Origin of the sequence: Prevotella sp. TF12-30 (genome assembly GCF_003436715.1) — a bacterium.
GTDB classification, from domain to species: domain Bacteria; phylum Bacteroidota; class Bacteroidia; order Bacteroidales; family Bacteroidaceae; genus Prevotella; species Prevotella copri_A.
Genome location: NZ_QSQJ01000009.1, coordinates 25,438 through 50,411, shown reverse-complemented (window position 1 = coordinate 50,411; position 24,974 = coordinate 25,438). Strand labels below are relative to the sequence as shown.

At 46.8% G+C, this 24,974-nt stretch carries 21 protein-coding genes; 7 read left to right on the top strand and 14 right to left on the bottom strand.

The window, feature by feature from the left end; genetic code table 11:
- Positions 1-19 precede the first annotated feature (19 nt).
- Both DXD25_RS05415 and DXD25_RS05410 read left to right on the top strand, forming a co-directional pair.
- Positions 20-520: a C-GCAxxG-C-C family protein gene (locus DXD25_RS05415; protein ID WP_117662128.1), complete on the top strand. Its 501-nt coding sequence runs from the start codon at positions 20-22 to the stop codon at positions 518-520.
- A 56-nt stretch (positions 521-576) separates the two neighbouring features.
- Positions 577-2,157, top strand: a complete 1,581-nt coding sequence (locus DXD25_RS05410) for a kinase (protein WP_117662127.1) — start codon at positions 577-579, stop codon at positions 2,155-2,157.
- 98 nt (positions 2,158-2,255) lie between these two features.
- On the opposite strand, the gene DXD25_RS05405 is transcribed toward DXD25_RS05410, so the two are convergent.
- On the bottom strand, positions 2,256-3,245 hold the full coding sequence (locus tag DXD25_RS05405) for a TerC family protein (protein WP_117662126.1): 990 nt from the start codon (positions 3,243-3,245) through the stop codon (positions 2,256-2,258).
- Positions 3,246-3,666: 421 nt separating this feature from the next.
- Between DXD25_RS05405 and DXD25_RS05400 the strand changes: the two genes are divergently transcribed.
- Complete coding sequence (locus DXD25_RS05400) at positions 3,667-4,509, top strand: family 16 glycosylhydrolase (protein WP_370453402.1); 843 nt, start codon at positions 3,667-3,669, stop codon at positions 4,507-4,509.
- A 102-nt stretch (positions 4,510-4,611) separates the two neighbouring features.
- Here DXD25_RS05400 and DXD25_RS05395 read toward each other — a convergent pair whose 3' ends face one another.
- The 3 genes from DXD25_RS05395 to DXD25_RS05385 all read right to left on the bottom strand — a co-directional run bounded on the left by DXD25_RS05395 (position 4,612) and on the right by DXD25_RS05385 (position 7,128).
- Positions 4,612-5,076 carry a copper resistance protein NlpE gene (locus tag DXD25_RS05395; protein ID WP_117662124.1) on the bottom strand — a complete coding sequence of 155 codons (465 nt, stop codon included), beginning with the start codon at positions 5,074-5,076 and terminating at the stop codon, positions 4,612-4,614.
- A gap of 100 nt (positions 5,077-5,176) precedes the next feature.
- A complete protein-coding gene (locus DXD25_RS05390; RefSeq protein ID WP_117662123.1) occupies positions 5,177-5,470 on the bottom strand; it encodes a hypothetical protein in 294 nt (97 codons plus the stop codon).
- A gap of 2 nt (positions 5,471-5,472) precedes the next feature.
- Complete coding sequence (locus tag DXD25_RS05385; protein WP_187360437.1) at positions 5,473-7,128, bottom strand: carboxylesterase/lipase family protein; 1,656 nt, start codon at positions 7,126-7,128, stop codon at positions 5,473-5,475.
- 239 nt (positions 7,129-7,367) lie between these two features.
- Between DXD25_RS05385 and DXD25_RS05380 the strand changes: the two genes are divergently transcribed.
- From DXD25_RS05380 to DXD25_RS05370, 3 genes are all read left to right on the top strand, one after another.
- Entirely contained in the window at positions 7,368-7,751 is a 384-nt protein-coding gene (locus tag DXD25_RS05380; protein ID WP_187360439.1) for an L-rhamnose mutarotase, read from the top strand.
- An 11-nt stretch (positions 7,752-7,762) separates the two neighbouring features.
- Positions 7,763-9,799: a family 20 glycosylhydrolase gene (locus tag DXD25_RS05375; RefSeq protein WP_117662121.1), complete on the top strand. Its 2,037-nt coding sequence runs from the start codon at positions 7,763-7,765 to the stop codon at positions 9,797-9,799.
- A gap of 212 nt (positions 9,800-10,011) precedes the next feature.
- Positions 10,012-10,986: a FimB/Mfa2 family fimbrial subunit gene (locus tag DXD25_RS05370; protein WP_158556298.1), complete on the top strand. Its 975-nt coding sequence runs from the start codon at positions 10,012-10,014 to the stop codon at positions 10,984-10,986.
- Between the two features lie 58 nt (positions 10,987-11,044).
- Here the strand turns inward: DXD25_RS05370 and DXD25_RS05365 are convergent, their stop codons facing one another.
- The 4 genes from DXD25_RS05365 to DXD25_RS05350 all read right to left on the bottom strand — a co-directional run bounded on the left by DXD25_RS05365 (position 11,045) and on the right by DXD25_RS05350 (position 17,304).
- Complete coding sequence (locus DXD25_RS05365; protein WP_117662119.1) at positions 11,045-12,085, bottom strand: carbohydrate porin; 1,041 nt, start codon at positions 12,083-12,085, stop codon at positions 11,045-11,047.
- A 273-nt stretch (positions 12,086-12,358) separates the two neighbouring features.
- Entirely contained in the window at positions 12,359-15,028 is a 2,670-nt protein-coding gene (mgtA, locus tag DXD25_RS05360; protein WP_187360438.1) for a magnesium-translocating P-type ATPase, read from the bottom strand.
- A 160-nt stretch (positions 15,029-15,188) separates the two neighbouring features.
- The gene (locus DXD25_RS05355; protein ID WP_117662117.1) at positions 15,189-16,565 is read right to left on the bottom strand and encodes an ATP-binding protein; all 1,377 of its coding nucleotides are present in this window, start codon (positions 16,563-16,565) and stop codon (positions 15,189-15,191) included.
- Positions 16,566-16,617: 52 nt separating this feature from the next.
- Positions 16,618-17,304 carry a response regulator transcription factor gene (locus tag DXD25_RS05350; RefSeq protein WP_117662116.1) on the bottom strand — a complete coding sequence of 229 codons (687 nt, stop codon included), beginning with the start codon at positions 17,302-17,304 and terminating at the stop codon, positions 16,618-16,620.
- Between the two features lie 188 nt (positions 17,305-17,492).
- On the opposite strand from DXD25_RS05350, the gene DXD25_RS05345 reads away from it, so the two are divergent.
- Positions 17,493-17,966, top strand: a complete 474-nt coding sequence (locus DXD25_RS05345; RefSeq protein ID WP_117662115.1) for a PaaI family thioesterase — start codon at positions 17,493-17,495, stop codon at positions 17,964-17,966.
- A 69-nt stretch (positions 17,967-18,035) separates the two neighbouring features.
- Here DXD25_RS05345 and DXD25_RS05340 read toward each other — a convergent pair whose 3' ends face one another.
- From DXD25_RS05340 to DXD25_RS17120, 6 genes are all read right to left on the bottom strand, one after another.
- Positions 18,036-18,872 (bottom strand): CPBP family intramembrane glutamic endopeptidase, encoded by an 837-nt coding sequence (locus tag DXD25_RS05340; RefSeq protein ID WP_158556297.1) that lies wholly within the window; start codon positions 18,870-18,872, stop codon positions 18,036-18,038.
- A gap of 1,296 nt (positions 18,873-20,168) precedes the next feature.
- The gene (locus tag DXD25_RS05330) at positions 20,169-21,044 is read right to left on the bottom strand and encodes an Rpn family recombination-promoting nuclease/putative transposase (protein WP_117662112.1); all 876 of its coding nucleotides are present in this window, start codon (positions 21,042-21,044) and stop codon (positions 20,169-20,171) included.
- Positions 21,045-21,131: 87 nt separating this feature from the next.
- Entirely contained in the window at positions 21,132-23,117 is a 1,986-nt protein-coding gene (locus DXD25_RS05325) for a cation-translocating P-type ATPase (protein ID WP_117662111.1), read from the bottom strand.
- A 37-nt stretch (positions 23,118-23,154) separates the two neighbouring features.
- Positions 23,155-23,970, bottom strand: a complete 816-nt coding sequence (locus DXD25_RS05320; RefSeq protein ID WP_117662110.1) for a Fic family protein — start codon at positions 23,968-23,970, stop codon at positions 23,155-23,157.
- Positions 23,963-24,643, bottom strand: a complete 681-nt coding sequence (locus DXD25_RS05315) for a hypothetical protein (RefSeq protein WP_117662109.1) — start codon at positions 24,641-24,643, stop codon at positions 23,963-23,965. The genes DXD25_RS05320 and DXD25_RS05315 overlap by 8 nt, the downstream gene beginning before the upstream one ends.
- Positions 24,644-24,664: 21 nt before the next feature.
- The gene (locus DXD25_RS17120; protein WP_233522199.1) at positions 24,665-24,964 is read right to left on the bottom strand and encodes a hypothetical protein; all 300 of its coding nucleotides are present in this window, start codon (positions 24,962-24,964) and stop codon (positions 24,665-24,667) included.
- Between the last annotated feature and the right edge of the window lie 10 nt (positions 24,965-24,974).

Sequence of the window (24,974 nt, the reverse complement as noted above, 5' to 3'; positions counted from 1 at the left end):
TATTTAGAAGAACAAAAACATGATGAACGAACAGATAACTTTATCTCCAGAGTTGGAGGCTCGTGTTCACCAGGCGGTGGAGAATTTTATGCAGGGCTATGGCTGCTGCCAGTCGGTGGTGGCTGCCTTTGCCGATTTGTATGGTCTTGATGATGAGATGGCAAAGCGCATTGGTGCCGGCTTCGGTGGTGGAGTTGGCAGAATGAGAATGATGTGTGGAGCTGTTTCGGGCATTGTGGTGCTCGTTGGCTTGGATTGCGGACAGACTGAGGGGGATGACCGCGAGGGAAAGTCGGCCTGCTACAAGGTGGTGCAGGATTTGTTAGCCAAATCGAAGGAGCAGAATGGCAGTATCATCTGTGCCGAGATTCTGGGCTTGAAGGGCCATGAGAAGGCGCAATCCAGCTATGTGGCTTCGGCAAGAACGGCAGAATACTACAAGTCTCGTCCTTGCGCTGCCAAAGTGGAGAGTGCTGCAAGAATCTTCGCAGAATATCTGATGGAGAAAGAGAAGGCTTAGTCTTCCTATAATATATAAGAAGCTTTTTACCGATTTGGTGAAAAATATCGAATAAGATGAAATACCAGAATAACAAGGATTTGGCGGAAGCGCAGTATTACTTGAAGATGCTGGACGACTTCTGCAAGTCGGGGCAGGTGAAGATTCCTGATCCGACTGGCGCAGCCATGCCTTGGAATTTGAAGGAAGACCCGCTGAAGGATTATCTCATTCATCTCTTTACCCTGAAAGTGACGATTCCGGAAACTGGTGAAGAGGTGCAGAAATTCGTGCGCCAGGTGGTGAACAGCAAGATCAAGAGCAAGGTATTCTATGATTGTGTGGGAAAGTTCATCGTGGAATGTGTTCATCACATGCGATTCCAACGCCAACGTGCCTGGACCGAAAGTCATCGGGCTGATGATGTGCTCGACTGGACTCCCTTTAAGAGAATGGATGAGCAGGTGTGGCTTCCGCTCATCGACCAGTTGGAGCAGGAACACCGGGAGGATGGATTCGATAAGTCTTTCTTCCTGAAACTGATGGCTGGCTATGGTGCTTCGAAACCGGAAAACTGGGAGCGACTGGTAAGAGACTGGAAGGTGTGCATCGACCATCAGGTATTGAACAAACTGAAGGATTTTATTTCTCTCCGTCAGAATAACTTCGAAACGGGATTGGTTCGCATGATGGACCAGATAACCCGCAACATGAAGACGAAGGGCGTTTCGGAGCAGCGAGCCGTGCAAGCCTGGGAACTGATGACGAACGGATGGACGGAAACGGAGTTTGAACGTCGCCTGAACCAGGTGAAGATTCAGGATAAATATCCGGAAATCAAGGAGATTGTAGCGAAGATGGGTCGTGTGGCAGATGCCAACGGCAAAGATAGGCTCACCATCGCCTCGGGGGTGGAGATGAAGATGGAGCATTCCGCAGGAAGCGACATCGAGGGCATTACCGTGGGCGATGATCTCAATTCGCTTCTTCCGCTGGAGTTGGCGCAATACAGCGATGAGGATATGGAGGGGCTTTTTATCTATAAGTATCGAACCCGCAGGCTCCAGACTTTCCGTTATAAGAGCGAAATGTCGAAGCCTTCCCGCAAACTCGGCTTTACCCATGCTTCCCGAAAGGGTCCGATGATAGTCTGCCTGGATACTTCGGCAAGTATGTATGGAACGCCTGAAAGGATTTCTTCTACGCTGATTTCCCTGTTGGAAGAAACGGCAGAGGATTTGGAGCGGGATTGCTTTCTGATAGATTTCTCCGTGAGCACTCGTGCCATTGATTTGATGGCAAAGCGGAAGGCGGAGCGGTTGAAGAGGATTGGAATCACGGTTGTGGAAGCTCATGAATCAACCCATCTGCCTTTTATAGGCGGTGGAACTTCGGCAAAGAAGATGATGAACCAGATGTTTGATTTGCTCGATAACGATGGTCTGCATTATGTGAATGCCGATGTGCTTTGGATTACGGATTTCCTGATTCCGAATCCGCCGCAGCAGATGTTGGCGAGGTTCAAGGAGTATAAGGAAACGGGCACCAGGTTTTATGGTATTCGGATTGTTCGGGATGATGACAAGGAGCCGAATGAATGGAAGGATTATTTCAACCGGATTTATACCATTAAGTATAGACCGTTGAGGAGGTATTAGAAATATAAACAGTTCGCCCTATAAAGGCAAAAACTTTGTACTTTCCAGGTACTTAAAAGCTTTTGCCCTTGCAGGGCGTATTACTGCGTTTTGTGTTTTTAAGCTTCCTTTTTCTGCGGAATCACCACCGAAGCTCCGATGCTGACGAGTAAGACGAGGATGATGAATACCAGCGAACTTACTGCATCAATCTCGAAGAAATCGTGGATGAGCATCTTCACACCGATGAACACCAGCAGCACGCTCACACCCACCTTCAAGTAGCGGAACTTATCGGCTATTGCTGCCAGCAGGAAGAAGAGGGCACGCAAGCCCAGGATGGCGAAGATGTTGGAGAAGAACACCACGAACGGGTCGAGCGAAACCGAGAATACGGCAGGGATACTGTCGAAAGCGAAAATCAGATCGCAGAACTCGATGAACACCACCGTCATTACCAGCGGTCCCAGATGCAGGCGTCGCTGCATGAACTTCACCACCGGATGATCCAGGGCATTGATCTCTTCCTTTTTGTTCCTGTTCAAGAACATCTTGGCGCCACTGAAAACCAGGAATCCTCCGAATACGAGCAATATCCAGGCGAATCGGCTGATGAGGGCTGCACCCGCAAAGATGAAGATGAAGCGAAGCACGATGGCTCCCAGAATACCCCAGTTCAATACGTGCTGGTAATCTTTCTTATCCACTCCAAACGAACTGAAGATCATCATCATCACGAAGAGATTATCCACCGAGAGCGTCTTCTCTATCAGATAACCCGAGATGTAAGAGATGGTCATGTAGTGGCGATATTGCTGCAGACTCCCTTCATAATCGTTCGGATCCAGTTTGAGATGAGAAGCATAACGCGAGGCTATCAGCTTCAGGTCGTCGAAGTTCTCTATGCCGTGCACCATGTCTCCATGAAAGTAGATGAACACGGCGAAGGCGAGAGCGAGAATAATCCATACTGCCGTCCAGGAGCCAGCTTCCTTGATGGAAACCACATGCGCCTTTCGGTCGATGACCAGCATGTCTAATACGAGTATGGCGGCGATAAATATCACAAAGCCCACCAAAAACATCGATTCAGTAAAAACATGTTCCATTTTTCTTTTTTCCTTTTTCCTTGTCTATTTTATATAATACCTAATTTTATAATCTAATCTTAATATTCATTTCATCCGTTGGAAACGTGGACGCAAAATTAGGAAAAATATCTGAAATAGCGAAAGTTATGAGGTAAAACTTAATTGAATTTAACGTGAAAGATGAGAATGTAATGGGTTTGTAATATGTTGGAATGTAGAATATAACTTTTGATTTCTCGAAAAATACTCCTGATTTCTCGAAAAGTACTCTTCTTTCTTATCGTAATTTTGTATTTTTGCATCATCTTTGGTAATCATAAGCATCATTAATTCAGTAATCATCAGTATTATTGATTCTATGATTATACGTAAAACTGACAATCATTGGAAATTAATAACAAAACAATCAATCAATATGAATGTAAAGCAGAAAATGGGAATGGCGTTCGGAGTGTTGACGATGGCTTTGTCTCCATCTGCCATGATGGCTCAGAACGACTGGAAACTGGTATGGAGCGATGAGTTCAATACCGATGGACTTCTCGATTCCAAGGTGTGGAACTACGAGGAGGGATTCAAGCGCAACCATGAGGCGCAATGGTATCAGAAAGCCAATGCCTATTGCAAGGATGGCAATCTCGTAATCGAGGCCCGTAAGGAGAAGAAGGCTCGCAGAAATCCCGGTTTCAGGAAGAACAGCAGCCGATGGCCTGAGAACATCGAGAAGATTCATTATACCTCTGCTTCGGTGAATACGGCAGAGAAGAAGGAGTTTCTCTATGGCAGGGTAGAGGTAAGGGCGAAGATTCCTACGGCTGGCGGATCCTGGCCTGCCATCTGGCTTCTGGGGCGTGGCATGGACTGGCCGTCGAATGGAGAAATCGACATGATGGAGTATTATCGCAGGCAGGGAGTGCCTCATATCCTTGCCAATGCCTGCTGGGGTACCGATAAGCCTTGGACGGCGAAATGGAACAGTAAGGCTATCCCTTTCACCCATTTCACAGATCGTGATGCGCAATGGGCTGATAAGTTCCACGTTTGGCGTATGGATTGGGATGAGCAGAGCATCCGTCTTTATCTGGACGATGAACTTCTTAACGAGATTAGTCAGGCTGAGGCGGTGAATGGCAAGCTGGGCAATGGCGAGCAGCCTTTCAAGAAGCCGCAGTATCTCCTGCTCAATCTTGCCCTGGGCGGTGATAATGGTGGCGAAATAGATGATTCCGCTCTTCCGATGAAGTATTTCATCGATTATGTAAGGGTGTATCAGAAGAAATAATTCCGCCAACTGCCACAACGCAAAGCACCCATCTCGTATTTCGGAAGCAGAAAAAGATGCTTTCTTGATATGAGATGGGTGCTCTTTTTAGATGTGAATAGCTTACTTCTTCTTGGTCAGCACATAGTGCTTAGCCATGGCGCCTTCAGGCTCAGTACCGAGCGAGTCGGTCATGATGAGGCTGTTGGCATCCTTCACCTTGAAGTAAGTTGCCTCGCCACTGGATGGGCGGATGATTTCTACTACGTTGTTAGCCAAGACCTTGAAGATACCGCTTGCTTCGTCGTGACCATCCTTGCGCTCCAGATAGTCGGCTGAGTACTGGTAGGTACTGTCGGCATTGAGCGTCAATACTGTCTTGATTCCTGGGCAATCGGCAGCAGGGAGAGTTCCCTCATAGGTGCCGGCGATGGAATCGAGCACGATATCGTTAGAATTGAGCGAATCATTTCCTGCATAGCTGAGGCTATCCTGATCAGCTCCCTGGCTATTTGTCTTCTTGCTATTGCAAGAGACAACTGACAATGCAGCGATAACGGCTGCAGTCAAAACTAATTTCTTTTTCATACTATACTGCTTTTTAAGTGAATTCTTTTCGCAAAAGTACGCTTTTATCTGTTAAGAGCAAACTTTTTGCATAGAATTTATAGAATATTATACTATTTTCTCAATTGATGATGATAGGCACAATCTCTTCCTCGTTAGGCCAATGCGGCAGATAGAGCAGCGGGCGAGGGGTTCCCCCCAAGCCCGTCCAGTCTATCTGTTTCACAAAGTCGAAATCGGGAGGACCGAAGTCGAAACTCCTTCCATAGAGCACGATGGCTCCCCTGCCTTCATCAATTTTCCATAAACCTCCGCCGTAGGTGCATTGCTCACCCGGGGCCAGCATGTCACGGTGAAGATAGACGTGGCCGAACTTCAGCACTCCGTCTCTATTGATGATGAATTTCTGAAACATCTCTATTTCTTCTCCCAGAACATTTTGTCGATGAAATCATAGCGCTTCTCCATCTGGGCATCAGACTTCACTTCTGTCTTTACATCTATCTGAAGCACAGGGGCAACGGCCTTGCCATTGGTGGATGGCCACTCCGGCAGACCCAGACCGTTTGGATTTCCGGTCTTCACGAAGTTTACATAATACTGGCTGAAGATGTCGCTGATCATGTAATCCTCCGGTTGCCAGTTGAACACGCGGTTGGTTGGCAAGGTGCCCATTGCATATTCTATGTCGGCAGAGTGAACGGCACCCTTATCCTGTGGAGCAGGAGCTGCATCTTCTTTCGCATCTACCACGCCGCCAGCCAAAGCTGCCACCTTGCCCTTGATGGCCATTGCTGGGCGAGGATGGCAATAGCGATAGCGGTAAACTGGCTGTCCGCCAGTCAGCTTGTGCATGTTGCCCCACTTCCAGGTAGAATAATCCAGGAAGATATCCGAAGCCAGATTCACACCCGGCTGCTCCAGTACATCCTTGTCGCTGTTGATTCCGTAAAGGCGGAAGAGTTCATCGATGTTCTCTGACCCGAAGGTGGCCTTGGCGCCAGCCTTCAGATTCTCAACGGTAGGCTGTTTGCCCATCAATACCGCCCATGGTGTCATCTCCTGGTTGTTGCCACCAATGAGCAGAGGCACCTTGGTCTGCTCGCCCTTGGCGAAGACATCTACAGGCTGTTCTTTCATAAAATATCCGTCGATATTATAGACAGGAACCGCTCTTACTCCCGCCAGCTTCATCAGTTCCTCGGCAGGAAGGGCACGAAGCTCGTTGAGATTCTTCATTCCTATGTTTTTTTTCACTTTCTTGCCCGTTTCCTTGCCCATCTTCTCTGCGATTTTCTGGGCAAGCTGCACGCCTTTCTCCTCGGCTTCCTTCTGGGTGGCAATCTTCTTGAATCCCATCACCGAACCGCTGGAACCCATAGCCTGGGCAAAGAGTCCCTGGCAAAGAGGGGAAGCCATCAGGGCGCTTACTGACATGGAACCAGCCGATTCACCTACGATGGTGATGCGGTTAGGGTCTCCGCCGAAAGCCTCGATGTTATCCTTCACCCATTGGATGGCTGCCACCTGGTCCATGAATCCATAGTTGCCGGAACCCTTGTAGGATGTTTCCTTGGAGAGCTGTGGATGAGCGAAGAATCCGAAGATGCCCTCACGATAGTTGGCTGTGATGGAGATGATGCCCTTGCGCGCCATTGCATCGCCCGCATATCTAGGTTCGCTTCCGCTGCCAGCCATCAGTCCTCCGCCGTTGAAATAAATCAAAACCGGCAGATGCTCCTTCATGGTCTTTGCAGGAGTCCATATATTAAGGTATAGGCAATCCTCGCTGTTTGTCTTCGTGCCGAAGTTCATGTCTCCGAAGATAGGTTCCTGCATCGGGTTCGGTCCGAACTCCTTTGCCTCGCGGACGCCCTGCCATTTCTGGGCTGGCTGAGGAGCCTTCCAGCGGAGATTGCCCACAGGAGGGGCTGCAAATGGAATACCCTTGAAAACTGTGATGCCTGAGAGGTCTTTTCCTTCGAGAATACCTTCGGCAGTCTTTACCTGAGTCTGCGCCATCATTCCCATAGCAGGGAGCAGGAAGGCGATGGATAAAAGTAGTTTCTTCATATCGTAAATCTTTAGTTTCTTTTAATCTTATAGAATTGTTTTGTAAATCATAACTTGCATTTCTGCAATGATAATGCAAAAATAAACAAAATATCGGTAACTTGGCTTGTTTACCTCAATTTTTTTTCATATTTTTGCAGAAAATAAGCTGCGCTCGGCAATTTGTAAGCAAGCTTACATTGCGCTCGCTTGCATTATTTTTGCAGATAATATAATGTTTAATCTTTAAAACCCTAATGATTATGATGAAAGGTTATGAACAGAAGAAGTATCCTGTAGCCACCAAACGCTACGTGCAGTGGCTGGAGTTGGAATCTGATGAAGAGGCTATCCGCGAGTATCGCCGCCTGCATTCAGAGGGAGTGCAGTGGAAGGAGATCCGTGAAGGAATCCGACAGGTAGGTATCCTGGAGATGGAGATTTACATCTTCGGCAACCGCCTGGTGATGGTTGTGGATGCTCCCGTAGATTTCGATTGGGACAAGAAAATGGCAGAACTCGCTACCCTCCCTAGACAGGCAGAGTGGGAGGAAGTGGTAGGCAAGTTCCAGAAGTGCGGCAAGGGTGCTACGAGCGATGAGAAGTGGCACATGATGGAGCGCATTTTTTATCTTTACGATTAAAACAGTAAAATATGAAGAAAAACCTAAATGATTTCAAACGTCTCTTGCTGACGGCTTGCTGCACCTTGGTGCTTTCGTGTGGCTGGGCAACAGTCAACGAAAAACCTTTTGTAATCCCTGAACTCAAGCAATGGAGCGGGGCAGAGGGAATGTTTACCCCATCGGGCAAATACGTGGTGAAGGGAGGAAAGAACGTCCAGGAGGTGGCGAAACTCTTTGCTGCCGATTATCATGACCTGGTAGGAAAACCGCTCACGCCTAAGACGGGAAAGCCCTCTGCCGGCGACATCGTGCTGGTGCTCCAGTCTGATAAGAAATCAGCCCGACTGCTCGGCAAGGAAGGCTATCGCCTCACCATCGGCGACGTAACTACCATCACGGCTTCTTCGGTAGAAGGACTGGTATGGGGTACCCGCACCGTGCTGCAGCTTTCTGAGCAGCAGCGATCGGCTGGTTTCGTGCTGCCTAAAGGCTCTACTCAGGATAAGCCTGCCTACGGGCTGCGAGGCTTCATGATGGATTGCGGAAGAAAGTTCATCCCGATGTCTTATCTGCGTTCGCTCGTCAAGATGATGTCTTATTACAAGATGAATACCCTGCAGATTCATCTGAATGATAACGGATTCCGACAGTATTTCGGTAACGACTGGGCGAAGACCCCGGCAGCCTTCCGACTGGAATGCGACACCTATCCTGGACTCACGGCAAAGGATGGCAGCTATTCCAAGGCTGAGTTTATCGAACTCCAGAAGCTGGCAGAGCAGTATGGCGTCAACATCATCCCCGAGATAGATGTGCCTGCCCATTCGCTCGCCTTCACCCATTACAAGCCGGAAATCGGTTCCAAGGAATATGGCATGGATCATCTCGACCTCTTCAATCCCGAGACCTACAAGTTTGTGGATGGGCTCTTCAAGGAGTATCTGGAGGGCAAGAACCCCGTGTTCCGTGGTAAGGTAGTGCACATCGGAACCGATGAGTATTCCAACGCCAAGAAGGAGGTGGTGGAGAAATTCCGCTACTTCACCGACCATTATATTAAATATGTGGAGTCGTTTGGCAAGCAGGCTGCCGTTTGGGGTGCGCTTACTCATGCCAAGGGCGATACCAAGGTGAAGTCGGAGAACGTGATGATGCATTGCTGGTACAATGGTTATGCTGACCCGAAGGAGATGAAGCGCCAGGGCTACAAACTGGTGAGCATTCCTGACGGATTGGTTTACATCGTTCCGGCAGCGGGCTATTATTACGATTACCTGAATTGCCAGTATCTTTATGATTCATGGACTCCGGCACAGATTGGCAACGAGAAGTTCGAGGAGAACGACCCAGCCATTCTCGGCGGTATGTTTGCCGTATGGAACGACCATGCGGGCAACGGCATTACGGTGAAGGATATTCACGACCGATTGTTCCCTGCCCTGCAGACGCTGTCGGCAAAATGTTGGACGGGTGCTGCAACATCTTTCTCCTTTGAAGATTTCAATCGTCTTCGTCTTGCGCTCAGCGAGGCTCCTGCGGTAAACGAGGCAGCACGCTGGCAGAAGGGTAAGCAGCTAAGAATAGAGACATTGAACCCTGGTCAGACCACGGGTGAGAAGGAAGTGGGCTATGGCTATCGGGTGGAGTTCACCATCGAGGGAGCCGATGAGCCGAAGGGTACGGTGTTGTTCTCATCAGATAACGCCACCTTCTATCTTGCCGACCCTGAAAGCGGTCAGCTTGGTTTTGCCCACGAGGGTTATCTCAACAAGTTCAACTACAGGGTAGAGAAGGGCAAGAAGGTAACTCTGGCGATTACGGGCGACAACAGGAAGACCTGTCTTTATGTGGATGGCAAATTGCGCGAGGAGCTGGGTCCGGTTACTCTTTATGCGATGCTGCCGAAAGACCTGGCTACATTCCAGAAGAGTGATGCTACTGCCACTCAGCCTATCGTGTATAATCCTTCTGCCAAGATGCACTATCAGCGCACGCTGGTGTTCCCACTCCAGAAGGCTGGCGATTTCAAGAGCCGGATTACGGGAATGAAGGTGGAGCAGGAGTAATCTATAAGTGCCCATAAAAGCCCCCTATTTGTTTAATCAGGTGAAAACTTCGTTAAGATAGTTAAAAAATAGGGGGCGAGGAGTACAGCGTATTCAAAATTTTAGTAATTTCGCATCAATACTATCACAGAAAAACAGCTAGCTGTATCAACTAGATGGGTAATAGCAGACAATACCAGATATTCTGGCGTATTTCTTCAAATTTAAAACCTATGAAGAAATATTTCACTAAAAGCCTATGGCTTATTATTGCAGCCTTACTTGTAGTAAGTTGTAGTAAAGAGGATGGCGTGATGGATTCTTCATCACGAAGTGACAAACTGGAAGTTAGCTTCAACTTCTTCGAGAAATCAATCTCAGAAATTGAATCCAGAGCAGGTACTGCTGACGTAGCTCAGGCAGCATCTCCTTGGATTACCCGTGCAGACACTGATGGGAAGAAGAACTTGAGTGAGTGCAAGCAGATTACTGAGTTGGAGATAGCCCTGTTTCCGGAAGATAGAGATACGATGTATTTGGTAACCCAATTCTCTACCGACAAGAATTTCGGACAGGTGAAACTGTATGTGCCTAGAGGTAATTACAAGATGGTGGCTATCGCCGCTGCCACCGATACCCCTTCAAAAGACAACAAGGTCAGCATCAAATCAAAGACTGAGGTCGTCTTTCCGAAAAATGTGGTCACAGATATGTTTTATACCTATCAGGATATTGCTGTAAAAGATAGAGAAGAAAGCCAGAACTACGACTGCATCCTGAAACGTGGAGTAACCGTATTGCAGCTCAACTGCCGTCAGGAACCTTGCCCGGACTACATGAAGTCGTTCAAATATACGATTACCGGCAACTGCGGTAATGTCTTCAATCCATCTACGGGCCATTGTCTCCAGAAGACCACCCTGACTAGGATATACGATATCTCGGGCGATCAGCTCACGGGAAAAAGATTCTTTTTCAGCATCTATTTCTTTCTGGGCAAGGATGATGTTACGGATATTCAGCTGACTACCCAGTCTATTGATACTGAAGATAAAGTGGTGAAAAACCTGTCGTTTGAAAACGTCCACATGGTGAAGGGAAAGAGGACCACCTATAAAGGTCCGTTTCTCACCACCCATTCTTCCGCATCATTCATCATCGATTCTCCAACCATTCCAGATTCCGGTTTCAGTACCGAATTTGAATAAAAAAGCAAAAACGAAAAAGATGACTAGACGTCTTGGCGAGTCATCTTTTTCGTTTATTCTAGAAACTGACATAGAGTCGGGCACTGAGAGCCGTGAAATCTCCATTGTCGTTTTTGATGTACTGGAACGATGGCTGAAGGGAAATGGATTCCGTCAGCTGTCTTTTCCACGTTACTTCCAGCGAATATTCTGAACCCTGCTGGAAACGGGCGTACTGGCCTGACAGGCCACACTCGTTCTTCTCATCCTGATAGGCACCGCCCAGTTCAGCGTATCGGTAGCAGGCATTCTGATGACTGGTGTTCTCGGAATACTGTACCATGCACGAAATGTTCCTGTCGCCAGCCTTCCAAACGCTCTGCTCTCCGTAAATCCACCAGCCACAGGTTGTTTTGCCCTTGGAATCATCGGCAGAAACCATTTCGCCATCCTCGTTGATTGGATATTGACGGGTATGGACGGCAGCACCCGCAAAATACTTTCCACCTTTATGTTCATACTCCAACTGCGACATGTTGAAGATTCCATCCTTCTTCGGGCGAACCAGGAAAGGATTGTCGTGGGCTTTCCAGCCATTATATCCCGCACCATTATACAGACTGTTTCTGAAAGTCCATCCTCCCTTGGTTACATCAAAGTAAAGGGTCAAGCCTGAATACGGATAGTTGGCTATCGGATAGCTGGATGCAACGGTTGGGAAGATTCCCTCAGAACTGTTCTGGAAAAGTGCCGTAACATCAGAGGTGAAGAAATCCTCGTTCACGTTTCTCACACCCACAAACAGATGGCCCGAATTCCACTCGTGCATGTAGCCCAGCACGGCAAGCATGGCGAAGTTGTTGTCTGCATCTATGTTCGAAAATTCCTGCCAGTCATCAATAATGCCATCGTTGGTCTTTGCCACATGCAGTGTAGCCGCCTCGAACGAATCCTTTCCTTTTCCTATCGGAACACTCAGTTCCAATCTCAGCTGATTGATCAGATTGGTATTCTTGTTCATGTCCCATTGCCATTCAGAAATATATTGTCCGTTAAAGCTCTGTGCATAAGCAAGGCAAATATTGATGCTGCCTAAAATAATAAAAATAATTCTCTTCATTTCTTTATGTTTTTGTATAATCTTCATGTTTTGTATCATTTCTTGTTCACTTACTCGCCGCCTGCGAGCATCTCGCTAATTCATGCAGCAAAGGTACTGGGTATTTGAAAATCCTGCAATACTTAATAATCGGTATTTTTATTTCTTCTAAATAGCAGAGTGGCTATCTTTATCCCCATTTCTAGGTATTTTTGTTTATTCTAAATAGTTGTGGTTCCGCCTAATCCCTATTTATAGGTAATTAGACGGAACTAACAATAAACATTTTTTGTATTATAGCCAGCGTTTGAAAGCTCGGATGTAAAGAGTTTTAAGCCATTGTGTCAATACGCAGTAAGACAGCAGAATGCCTGCCAGCCATGGAAAGTAAGTCCATGGAAGAGGACTTAAGCCTATCGAACTGCCGAATGAACTGAACGGAATGCAGATGCCGACAGCTATGATGGAGAAGGTCATCAGCATCACAGGCCATGAGGCAGAACTCTGGATGAACGGAACCTTGCGGGTACGGATCATGTGAACGATGAGGGTCTGGGAAAGCAAGCCCTCGATAAACCAACCCGACTGGAAGAGGGATTCCATGTCCGGCCCCTGGCACTTGAACACCCACCACATCACCATGTAGGTGGCAATATCGAATATCGAACTGATAGGTCCAATCCAAATCATGAATCTGCTCAGGTCGCCCGAGTCCCACACGCATGGTTTGGCGAGGTATTCCCTGTCCATTCGGTCGAAAGGAATGGTGGTCTGCGAAATATCATAAAGCAGATTCTGAATGAGCAGATGAATCGGAAGCATCGGCAGGAAAGGCAGGAAGGAACTCGCTGCCAGTACGCTGAACATGTTTCCGAAGTTGGAACTAGCCGTCATCTTCACGTATTTCACGATGTTTCCGAAGGTCTTTCTGCCTTCCAGTACGCCGTTCTCCAAAACCATCAGGTCTTTCTCCAGCAGGATGATGTCGGCACTCTCCTTGGCAATATCTACAGCTGAATCTACCGAGATTCCGATATCTGATTCTCGCAAGGCTGCTGCGTCATTGATTCCGTCGCCCAGGAAGCCCACGGTGTTGTTCTTCTTCTGCAGGAGCTGGATGATTTCCGACTTCTGCATCGGTGTAAGCTTCGAGAAGATGCTGCATTTTACCACCGCTTTCTGTTTCGCCTCCTGACTCATGTTTTCGAGTTCCGGCCCCGTAACGGAATCAGAAGTATTGATTCCTACCTGTCGGGAAATCGCCTTTACCACCGCCTCGTTGTCTCCCGAAAGTACTTTTACTTCCACGCCGTGCTCGTGCAACTGCTTGATGGCCTGGGAAGCTGATTCCTTTGGAGGATCGAGAAAGGCAAGATAGCCAATGAGAACCATCTCCTTTTCATCTTCGATGGCAAAGTTGTTTTCCTTACTCAGGAAACTCTTCTGCGCCAGGGCCAGCACTCTCATACCTTGTGCATTCATCTCCTTCACGAATCTCTGTGCCTTGCTTCGCATGCTGTCTGATAAAGGCTGAACCTTTCCGCCGAATTCCGCAAAGCTGCAAACCGTCAGCATTTCTTCTACGGCTCCCTTGGTGATAATCTGTCGCTTGCCATTTCTGTCTTCTACCACCACCGACATACGTCTTCTGGTGAAATCGAACGGAATCTCATCCACCTTTTTATATGAGCTGCTCAGCGATTCCAGTCCCAGTTCCTTGACGTGCGAGAGGATGGCGCGATCCATCAGGTTCTTAAGTCCCGTCTGGAAATAACTGTTGAAATAAGCGTGGCGCAGAATGCGGTTTTCCTTATCCTCGGTTCCATCCACGTTCACGTGGCGCTCCAATACGATGTGGTCCTGCGTCAGGGTGCCCGTCTTGTCGGTACAGAGAATGTTCATGGCACCGAAATTTTGAATGGCGTTCAAATCCTTTACGATGGTCTTCTTGCGCGACATTACCATCGCTCCTTTCGAAAGGTTGGCGGTTACAATCATCGGCAGCATCTCGGGGGTAAGTCCCACGGCCACGGAGATGGCGAAGATGAAAGCCTCCAACCAGTCGCCCTTCGTAATTCCGTTGACCAGGAATACTATAGGAACCATTATGAGCATGAAGCGGATGAGCAGCAGACTCACCTTGGTGATTCCCTTGTCGAAAGCCGTAGCGGCACGATGGCCCGCCACGTTCTTGGCAATGGTTCCCAGATAGGTGTGGCTGCCGGTGGCGAAGACAATGCCTTTTGCCGATCCGCTCACCACGTTGGATCCCATAAAGCAGATGTTGTCGAGGTCAACGATGCTGCCCGTATGGTTGCGGGCTTCCGAAAGATTCGGGAATTTTTCGATGGAATCTGATTCGCCTGTCAAACTGGATTGGCTGACGAACAAATCCTTGGATTCGATGATGCGGACATCGGCAGGAATCATGTCGCCGGCAGAGAGCATGATGAGGTCGCCAGGTACCAGTTCCTCGTTGCTGATTTCATCGCCTGGCGAACCGCCACGGGTGCTTGTGCCGAGACGCATTACATAGCAGGTGTTGGTCACCATCTTCTGTAGAGCTTCGCTGGAGCGGTTGGCTTTCCATTCCTGCACAAAGCGGAGGATGGTGCTCAGAATAATCATGGTCGAGACTACGATGATGGAAGTCCAGTCCTGGTCGCCAGGATCTGCCATCCACACATCCATCACGTAAGAGATGGCTACCAGTACGGTGAGCACTCCTACGAAAGGATTGATAAAAGCCTTGGCAAGCATTACGAGCGGCTTTTTCTTCTGCTCGTGTACAATCTCGTTCTTGCCATAGAGTCCCTGTCTCTTCTCTACTTCTTCATCGGTGAGTCCCAATGAGGTAGTCTGGAAGTAAGTAAGCACCGTGTTGAGTGGTGCCTTGGCAGCCATCAATACCGTCTCGGTATTGAAAGCCATTTTTCTGATGTTCTTTTTCTTCTTCCACATAATTGCTTTACTTTTACTTGATGTGAATTATTGTTTTGCGGTTGCAAAGGTAAGCAAACTATGTGGAAGAAGCCGTTAGAAAAGAATTAGAACGGTATTAGAAAACTATTAGAGAATCAGTAAGTCGTTTATTAATAGTGAGATGTATATTGTGAGGATTATGCTAGATATGTGGAATCTCCACAATGAAGAGGGTTCCCTTGCCCTGCTCCGAATGCACGGCGATGTTGCCATCATGCAGATGGATAATCTTATGGGCCAGTGTCATCCCGATGCCGTAGCCTTCTACTTTCTTTTTCTCATCTCCGCCTCCTCTATAAAATAAGGTGAAGAGATTCTCTTTATCCTTTGCCGACATTCCAAAACCGGTGTCTGCCATGCGGACGATGCTCCATTTATCTCTGAAGGAAATCTGGACGATGGAAGAATGATTCTCCGAATACTTGCAGTTGTTCTCTATCAGATTGGAGAAGGCAATGTTCAGCAGATAAGGATTGCCGAGGACGGTAATCAGACTGTCATCGTCTTCTTCCTCGTTGCAGAAGAGTAGGTCGATGCTGTATTCCGGATGTGCCCGCAGGATGAGTTCTCTTGCATCTAATAAAAGTTCATCCAGGCGAACCTCTCGCATGCTGATTTCTTCCTTGCCGTAATCCGCCTTTGCCAGGTTCAGCAAACCATCTATCAGTCGGGTCATTCGCTTGGCGTCCTGCTGCATATTCTGCATGGCGAGCTGGTACTGCTCGTTGGTTCGCTCTTTCTGCAGCGAAACATCGATTTCGGCTGTTAGGGCAGCCAGAGGAGTACGCAGTTCGTGAGACACGTTGCTCACAAACTGCTTCTGTGAATTGAATGAAATCTCCAGTCGCTTGAGCAGTTCATTGAAAGCGATGGTCAGTTCGCCCAACTCATCTTTTTCGTTCTTCACGGGGATGCGGCGGTCGATGTGGGAGGCTGTAATAGTTTCAGCCTCATTCACGATGTTTCTTATCGGTTTGAGGGAGAGTTTTGCCAGAACATAGCCGGCGATAAAGAGCAGCGACAATCCGATGATGAAGAGGCAGATGAGGGTTTCCTGCAGTCCCACAAGGTTGTCGTAGCCGTAGCCGTCATAAGCGGCAGCTGTAACAATATAATCCTTTCCCTTGTATTGGAAAACCATTCCGATGCCCTGGTATTTTCCGATGTGGAATTCAATCTCTTTTTTCTGAATGATTTCCTTGATCATCCCTTCGGTTTCCTTCACGATGTCGTTGTGGATGGCATCGTGGTAGAGCATGTGGAAATCGGTGGTATAGACGGCAACCTCTACCTCGTTGATAAACTTCCTATTGTTCAGATAAACCGACTGCATGGTCTTGGCATCTACCTGTCCGGCCAGGAAGAGATTGGCCTTGGTGATTCCTTCGCTTTTCAGGTTTCTGAAGAAAGTCTGGTCGCGGGTATGTTCGCTGACCAGGTAAATGAGCACCATGCAAAGCAGAAATATGGTTGCCGTAATGCAGGTGTATTTAAGTGTAAGGGCTGTTCTGATTTTCATGATTTCTATCTGATTTTAATGAATTTCTTGTTCGGCTTATCTGTTGGGGGCATTACATTTTATCCGTTAAGATAAAGCCTACTCCCGGTTTGGTATGAATCAGTTTTACCTCGAAGTTCTTATCCATTTTCTTTCTTAGATAGTTAATATAGACATCGATGAAATTGGTTCCCGTATCAAAATGGGTGTTCCAGACCTTTTCGGCGATTTCCACTCGGCTCACCACCCTTTCGGCATTCTCCACCAGATAAACCAGCAGGTTGTATTCCTTAGGCGAAAGCTTGATGGGTTCGCCGTTTCGGGTCACTTCCTGTCGTTCCAGATTGATGTACAGATCCGCGTATGAAATCTCCTTCACCACATCAACCTTAGCCACGGCTCTTCTTTTCAGCAGCACTCTCACTCTCGCCAGCAGTTCTCTGAAATCGAATGGCTTCACCATGTAGTCATCGGCTCCCACATCAAAGCCTTCCAGCTTATCATCGGCGGTTCCCAGAGCCGTGAGCATCAGAATAGGGATTTCTTCATCCGCCTTTCTGATTTTCTGGCAGAGTTCGAAACCATTGAGCTTCGGCAGGATGATGTCTGAGATAATCAGTTGGAAATCATTCGATTGAAACAGTCTCCATCCCATCTCACCATCGTAAGCCACCAGAACCTGATAGCCGTTCTCTTCCAGACCGATTTTCAATAAATCAGCCACTCGCTTTTCGTCTTCTATCACTAAAATCTTAATCATACTTATAATCGTCTTTTTGTAGCTTGCAAAAGTACATCAATTTTAAAGATTCCCACGCTTCTTCACTTTTTATTATGGAAAATTAACCGTAATATCTTAAAAAAACTTTGCCTTGTCAGATATTATTCGTACCTTTGCCTTGTTTTAAAAAGTTTAATCAGTTAGAAATCAGTTTAATCAATTAGAAAATGAAGAAGATATTAAATCCATATTTGAACAAGGAGGGTTACAACTGCGTTTGCTGTGCCCCCAACAATCCTGTAGGTTTGCATCTTGAGTTTTGGGAAGAGGGTGAGGATGTGCTTACCATCTGGAATCCCGGCGAGAATTACCAGGGCTGGATCAATACCCTGCATGGCGGAATCATCAGTATGCTGATGGATGAAGTGGCAGGCTGGGTTATCAACCGCAAACTGCAGACCACGGGTGTGACGATGCAGCTCAACGTGAAGTACAAGAAGCCTGTGATGACCACTGATTCTCAGATTACGGTGCGTGGTCACATCGCCAGTCAGCGCCGCAACATCGTCACCATCCACCTGACTCTCGAAAACTCCCAAGGCGAGGTTTGTGATGAGGGCGAAGCTATCTACTTCACCTTTGGTCCTGATAAAGCCAAGGAGATGGGATTCGACAGCTGCAAGGTAGAGGGGGAGGAATAACTCTCCCCTTATGGAGAGGAATTTGATAAGGAAGCCTTTCTTATGAAGACTTCCTTTTATGAAGTCTCTTTACGATGCAGCAGCAGTCTTCTTGTTGAAGAGCCAAATCGACAGAATGACGATTGCGATGCTTATCAGGTTGAGGCTTGCTTCCATCATCGGAGTGCTGGCGATGTAAGTATCGTAGCATTCTTCAGGAATCAGGCAGAGCGTATTGTTGGTGATGTGGATGATGATGCCCGGAATCAAACTCCTGGTTCGGTAACACATCCACGCCATGACGATTCCCAGAATGATGGGTCCAGGAATCTGTGCCGGGTTGAGATGGATGAGCCCGAACATGATGCTTGAGCCGATGATAGCATACCAGGGACTGATGTTCCATCTCAGCATCTTTCGCATCATCAATCCGCGGAAGAGGTATTCTTCGGCTATAGGAGCAATGATGCAGAGCACCAGAATTCCAATCGGATTATGTGCCAGGTTAACAAAATCCTGCTCCATGTAATCAGGCAAATCCATGAATCTTTCTAAAACACTCATAGGAATGGCCTGGAACAGTCCCACCAAGAAAACCAGCAAGAAGATGATGGTCTTAGGCATCTGCTGAATCTTTTCCAGGCGAACACGCAGATGGAATTTCTTTCGGCATTTATGAATCATATATAGCTCTGCTGCCAGCATATAAATTGCCGGGATCCATGCACTATTGATGGTTGTCTTCGTCAGAAATTCGATAAATTCGCAGCTAAAAGCTGCTGCAATGCCAACCGGAAAGGCTGCAAGCATGGACATCAGATAGACGTAGATGGCACTTCTGGTGCCAGGCCATGCACGATACAGAAACCATCCCTTGGTTCCGTTTCTTCCCTTTGACAGGATTGCTGAAAGTTTTTCTTTTTCCATAAAGCTGTAGTTTTGTTTGTTTATGCAAAGATATAATAAAATCCTGGCTTGTTGGGTTAAGTGCATGTTATTTTTATGTTAACATATCGCCACCCTCGAAGAAGTTAAGTTTTGTTTGTCATGCTCAGTCTGCGTTTAAGAGTTTCTTGAATCACAATTCCCCAGAAAGCCGTTTCCTGCCCATTTTGTGGTCTTCATTGATGATCGGCGCCTGCCATCTATTAAGACCAGCCTCGGTCTTCATAGATGACCGACTTTTGGCACAAGAAGACTGTTCTTTCGATTGCCGGTGCAAAGATACAAAAAATCGAAGCAGAAAGCAAGCATTTTCCCGTAGAATGTTGAGAAATAGTTCGTAAGTAATTGATGTGTAGAGGTATAAGTGTTTTCGGTTTTTGCATCTGATTGCAAAAGTCGCCTTTTGAATCGTTTTTTGATATTTGAAAAAGCGGTCATTTTCGGTCACGGTCATTTTCGGTCATTTTCAAAAATGATTCGGTCATTTGGGTCTATAGTATATATAAATAATATTTATATAATACTATAGGGGAGATTTGCGCCCCCGAAAACGAAAATGACCGAAAATGACCGTGACCGAAAATGACCGGATTAGGCTTCTGAAAGTTATTCGGAAAGAAACTGTGGACAGTCGTAATATAATGATAATCAGTAAATTAGCTTATGTTGTAGTTTCGGCTTGTACCATGTTTTGTATTGTAGGAACAGCACATATTCCTCTTCTCTCTACTCCAGTTTTCTTGCTCTTTTTACGAGAATCTTGACAAAATATATCGAGAAATTCCTCGTTTTACCCCTTTCATCCTACCTTTTCCCTCTCTTATATTTGCCTTCTGAGGAGGTGAAAAGTGCCATCGGAGCCACTTTTTCTTGCTCTTAAGAGCATTTTTCTCCTCCCATTTCATCGAAAAACCAATCCAGCCTTTCTTGCCATTTTTGCTTGAATAATGTGATTTTCTGTTAACAATTGAGCCAGCCTATTTAGGGGATAAGGTTATTAAAATCAAGGTCATTATCGGTTATTAAGTTTTTTCAATCCATTAAAAGTTCTTTACGATTTGCCATGAAAATCGCCTTTACTAAAAGGGGTAGTTTATGGGGTAAAATCCATGTTTTATAAGGCTAAAATCCAGCTTTTTTAGGAAAAATGTAGTTTTGATTTCTGTGGGCATTACTTATTTACCTATTTATTATATAATGTGTATAGAGCTGAAGGAGATTTCTGCCTGGTGCTTTGCCGGATTTAAATCCAGCAAAGCACCAGGCAGAAATCTAACACTACGACTGAAGTTGCTTTAATTGTTCTTCTGTCAATCCTGTTGCCTGCATGATTTGAGACCAAGAAATACCCATTGCCAACAAGTTGCGGGCTACTTCCAAACCTTTAGACAGTTCACCTTCCGCTCTACCCTTTTCCTCGCCTTCAACATAAGAGCCATAAAGACCGGAGTAGTAATCGTCAACAGCCTTAATACTTTCATCGTATTTTTCCTGCTCCTCACTACTCAAGCAACGAATATCTGCCAATTTAGCAAGATGATCGAATATCTTCTTCTGCGCCGTAAAAGGCAATCTTTCCAATACTTCCATATACTTCAATACATAAATCCATTTTTCAAAACCTGTCTCGCATTCTTCCTCACTCTTGTCAAAGAAGGGAAGAGAAAGATAGATGAAACGAAGCTTATCAGAAAATATGGAGTCGCTAGACTTCTCTCTTAAAGCCACGTCTGTCCTAAACTTTGTCACCTCATGCTCCCTTGGCATAAAATTCATGATGCAAACCACATAAACCGGCACAAACTGGTATAAAACAGCAGTGCGGATACCAGCTTCATCAAACTTCTTGCGCTGGGCAACAAAAGCCTTACTAGCATAATAGATGGAACGGTTCACAAAGAAAGGTACCCATCTGTTCTGCATCTCGACGATGAAATGCTTATCATCGTCGGTAACACAATAGATATCAAAGATGCAGCCACGGAGATCATTAGTATCTCCAAGCTGTTCCTTATCCTTGAATGTTACGTCCTTGATTTGAAACTCGCCTTCAAACAAGTCGTTCAAAAAATTTATCAGCAAGTCCTTGCTGAACTCTTGACCGAAGAGACGTTTGAAGCCCCAGTCGGTAAAGGGGTTGATGTATCTACCCATAAATTATCAGTTTAGATTCTATAAATCTGCTGCGAAGATACACTTTTTTATTGAAACTGCCAAGGATTTCTGCCATTTTCTATCATTTTACGCCAATCTCAACCTCAGCGAATTAAGCACTACGCTTACGCTGGAGAAGGCCATCAGGGCACTTGCCCACATCGGGGTTATCTGGAAATCAATGCCGAAGATATGAAGGGCGCCGGCTGCCAACGGGATGCAGATGATGTTGTAGATGAACGCCCAGAAGAGATTCTGCCAAATCATGTGAACCGTCTTCTGGCTCAGTTTTACGGCTTCCGGAAGCGCCAAGAGGTCGTCGCTCATCAGCGTAATCTGCGCCACATCCATCGCCACATCCGTTCCCTTTCCTATCGCCATACTCACGTTGGCAAGGGCCAGGGCCTGGGTGTCGTTGATTCCGTCGCCCACCATCGCTACCTGCTTGCCTTCGTCCTGAAGTTTCTTTACCAATGCCTGCTTGTCGCCAGGCAGCACCTTGCTCTGGTAATGCTTGATGCCGGCTTTATCAGCCCAGTAGTGAGCCGCTTCCTCCTTGTCTCCACTCATCATATACACCTCTATTCCCTTTTCCTGCAACTGCTTCATCGCTTCCTGGGCATGAGGCTTGAGGGTCTCTCTCGTCTCCAGATCCAAATCCTCCTGCTTGGTGAAATCGATGTTCTGGTTAGGAATGGTGAGAGTGCCGGTCTTGTCGATGACGAGGGCGTTGATCTTGTGGAGATTCTCCAGCGCCGACGCATCCTTGATAAGGATTTGCTTCTGCGCCGCCTTGCCGATGCCCACCATCAGAGCGGTAGGAGTAGCTAAGCCCATGGCGCATGGACAGGCAATGACCAAAACGGCTACGGCTGAAAGGATTGCCTGCGGAAGAGCAGCGTTGCCGCCTATCAGCCACCATGTTAAAAAGGTGATGAGGGCGATGGCTGCCACGGCTGGAACGAAGATAAGAGCCGCCTTATCCACGATGCGCTGCACGGGCGCCTTACTGCCCTGCGCCTCCTGAACCATGCGGATGATGTGCGCCAGGGCGGTGTTCTCGCCAATCTGCTTGGCTCTCATGCGGAGCTTTCCCTGACTCGGAATGGTGCCAGCCAGCACGTTGTCGCCTGCCTTTTTCATCGCCGGAGTCGGTTCGCCGCTGATCATCGCTTCATCTACATAGGCAGCATCGGGAGTCATGAAACTCTCTGCCTGGGTAACCACGCCATCCACCGGAATCTTCTCGCCGGCTCTTACTTCTATCATGTCGCCTATCTGAATGGTGGAAATCGGAACTTCCTCCATCTTGTAGTCGTTGGTGCCTTCTATCTTCTCGTAAGTTACCAGTCGGGCGGTTTTCGGCTGCATTCCCATCAACTGGCGAATGCTGCTCGCCGTACTGTCCTTTGCCTTTTCTTCCAGGCTTCTGCCGGTCAGCACGAAGGTGATGATCATCACGGAAGCATCGAAATAAGTGTGCCATTCTATGCCTCTCGCTCCCCATACCATTTCTCCGAAGAAGGTGTTGAAGGTGCTGAAGAGGAAGGCGATGAGGGTGCTGAGCGCCACGAGCGAATCCATGTTTGCCGTATGATGCAGGAGCTGCTTCCAGGCGGAAACATAAAACTGTTTGCCGCAGTAGAGCAGGTTGGCGAGTGCCAGGAGCAGACAAATCTGATTGGCGAAGGAACTCGAATGATGAGTCGAGGCAACGCCATCTGAAATCATATTCTGTTCCATGCCCAGTGAAATCCAGCCCATGGAGAAACACATGGTCAGGATGGCGAAGAGCCAGGAAGCGAGGGTTCGGCGGCGCAGGAGGGTGAACTCACGGCGGTTGATTTCCTCCACGCTTCTGTCGCTTTCGATAACGAGGTCGTAGCCGGCATTGCTGATTTCCCGTTTCATATCTTCCAGAGAGATGATGTCGGGGTCATAATCTACCAGGGCAGTTCGGCTCGCCAAGGAAACCGAGGCGGAGTTGATGCCTTCTAGCGACTGCAGCTTCTTTTCGACATTGGCAGAGCATACGCTGCAAGCCATGCCTATTACTGGAATTGTTTTCTTCATTTCTATTCTATTCTAATCTAAATTCTATTCTTATTTCTTACAATTGTTGTAGAAAATACTTCACCCATTTTTCGTATGTTCCATATACTTCAACAGAAGCAATGCCGGTGAAGTATTTGAAAGAACTGCTCATCAGATTTTTTGAAAGCGAGAGCACAGGTTGCTGGATGACATTTCTATCCATCAAAAAGAGCAGGGTTAGCAACCTTCCTATTCTTCCATTTCCATCGATGAATGGATGAATCATTTCAAATTGATAATGAATGAGCGCTGCCATGATGAGGGCGTCAGTCTGTTCCTCGTAATGGATATAGTTTTCTAAGTCGGCAATAGACTTTGCCATATCCTCATAGACAGGTGAAATGAAGGGAGCAGTTGCCAGCGTGTCATCTTTTATTCCAAGCCAGATGGGTGAGGTGCGCATCTCACCAGGGTATTTCCTTTCATTGTGTTCACCTTGCATCATCACCCAGTGTACATCCTTGAGCAATCGGCTGCTGATAGGCAGTTTCTGCATACGTTCTACGGCAAATCTTGTGGCTTGAAGAAGGTTTTGTTCATCTAATTTGCGTTTCTTGTCTTCCTTATCTTCCTTATCATCTGTTTCAAAGAAAGCTAAGGATATAGGCTTCTTTTCGCCATATACCAGATTCACGGAATTCTCAACTTCTTCCTTCTGCAGCGCATCAATATCAGAGAGGTTGCGATTCTTCAATCTTTCATGTGCTTGAGCAAGCAGTGTTTGCATTTCTTCATCCATTTCCAGGTGAATATCCTGTAAAGGGGTTGGGACGAAAGAGCGGTATGCTCCCTCGTCCCTTCCTATTGTTCTGTAATATCCTTGTCTATCCATTTGTATTCAATTCTTTGAGCGACTGGGCTATATCGCCAGAAATACCCACGCTCTTTTCTGCTATCTCCTGTGGAATATAGAGTTCCTGAGGCATGTTGAGCGTGATATATTTAGCATTCGGCTCACGATAAGCCAGCTGCATAATTGGTAGCTTGATGAGTCGGTTGCGCGAACCGATACCCAACTCTAATATAACGAGATTTTTGCCAGAATATTTTGCTAGAAATTGATGAAAGAGTAATTTTTTCTTGGGGTCTGGCGCTGCCGAAAGGTCGGTCATGACACCTTCTATCTCGAAGATGCGATTTTCATCAAACCCTGATTTCTCCAGATGCAAGTCGCCATTGCTGGTAAGGATGAAGTAATCCTTCTGGCCAATCACTTTCATGAGGTTATGCATTACCTGTGAAGGTTTGTAATCTTCTACCCAAAACTTCACCAATCGTCTGTGGAACTCTAAGCGTGCTTCAACAGTAGGATACTGAAAGTAAAGACCTTCCACAACATTTCTGAAACCATATTGCTGCTGCATGTCGCCAAACTGCCTTCGAAACATCTCGTTGTTGGCAAAGATATGATAGCCCTCGGCGATAGAGAGTCCGTTGCTGGCTCCTATGAGAATGGCATCTGCCTGGGCAATCCATTCTTGGGCTAGAGTGATATTTACATTCATATTTAATATATCCTTCCTGGTTTAATATATTCTTCCTGGTTCGAAATTTGTATCTGATACGATATGATCTGCCGGTTTGCCCAACAGTTTCTTTAATGTCACAGCGATATCTTCCTTAATGGCAATACTCTTTTGGGCAATCTCCCTTGGAACATAAGCATCCTTTGGATTGATTACAGCATAAGTGGCATTGGGCCAGCGATATACCATGTTCATAAATGGCTCCTTGATAAACATTGGAGTCATCATACCCACACCAAGTTCGAGGAAAAGCACTTTCTTGTTCATGTTCTCCTTGAGAAAATCCAGATAACGTTGCATTTCTTTTCGG